Genomic DNA, 1,325 nt, shown 5'->3' on the forward strand with positions numbered 1-1,325 from the left:
AAGTCAAGTCCATAATCCTGTGTAAAATACTATACAATGTTTTACTGGTCTCTCATTGATCAAACTTAATATATTTTCTTGTAGAACTGAGCCATTCGTCATGAAGGTCCATAAGGACAGCTCCAATTAATCGATTGGCAGACGTTCGGTTGGGAAAAATCCGAATAATCTTTTCTCTTCTGCGGACTTCCTGGTTCAGTCGTTCAAGAAGGTTGGTGCTTTTTAGCCGATTGTGACCATTTCCGATAACCGTGTATTGAAAGGCATCTTCGAAGCCATTATCCAATGTTTCGCAAGCTTTTGTATATTTAGACTGGTCGATATATTCACCGACTAAGGCATTCTTAGCTGTTCGAGCGAGTTCAATATCCGTAAACTTAAAGATCGCTTTTACTGCTTCTCTAAACGGTTTTGAATTCTTTTTTGGAATGGAACTGAAGATGTTTCTTAAAAAATGGACCTGGCATCTCTGCCAACTTGCGTTGGTAAATGACTTACGAATTGCAGACACTAGGCCTTTATGGGCATCAGAAATGATGAGTTCTGTCCCCTGTAGACCGCGTTCTTTTAAGTATTCAAAGAAGATGGACCATGTGTCATCACTTTCTTCATTTTGGATCATGAAGCCAATGATTTCACGATCACCACCTTCTGTTATCCCGATCGCAATATGGCAGCTTTTAGAAAGCACTCGATGGTCCTCACGGACTTTTATGTAGAGAACATCAGTCATCAGATAAGGATAACTCGTACCTGAGAGTGAACGGTTCTGCCATTCGTTGACCATCGGGTCTAACTGCTCAGTCAGGCTAGAAACAAAAGATTTCGATACCGATTTTCCACATAGCTCTTCAACAATCTTTGAAACTTTACGTGTCGAAACGCCTGAAACATACATCTCAAGCATTGAAGCGAGCAGTGCCTTTTCATTTCGCTGATAACGCTCAAACACCGTCGGTGAAAATTCACCATCACGTGTTCTAGGCACTTTTAACTCGAGTGTGCCCACACGAGTCGTAAAGTCTCGCTCATAATAGCCATTTCTTTGACTCTGACGACTTTCTGAACGTTCATAGTCATCGGCTTGAATATATTCTGTTCGTTGATTTTCCATCAATTGGTTGAAAACAGTGGTCAAAATATTTTTAGAAACTTCATCTTTTACCGAATGTTCAATAATACTTTGAACCTCTTCGTTGTTCAGTGTAAAATGTACTTGGGTCATGTAACGTCCTCCTGGGTATGTTTTTGTGGTTAAAAACATTGTACCGTAAAAGGGCTGTTACATGGCCTTTTATCTTTTACACAATTATATGGACTTTATC

Annotated in this window: 1 protein-coding gene; it reads right to left on the bottom strand. The window is 39.8% G+C overall.

Translation table 11 applies throughout. The features are described 5' to 3' along the window. Positions 1-52: 52 nt before the first annotated feature. Positions 53-1,225 carry an IS256-like element IS1542 family transposase gene (locus HMPREF9088_RS11090; protein ID WP_007209349.1) on the bottom strand — a complete coding sequence of 391 codons (1,173 nt, stop codon included), beginning with the start codon at positions 1,223-1,225 and terminating at the stop codon, positions 53-55. Positions 1,226-1,325: the final 100 nt, after the last annotated feature.

It is taken from the genome of Enterococcus italicus DSM 15952 (assembly GCF_000185365.1).
Classification (GTDB): domain Bacteria; phylum Bacillota; class Bacilli; order Lactobacillales; family Enterococcaceae; genus Enterococcus_G; species Enterococcus_G italicus.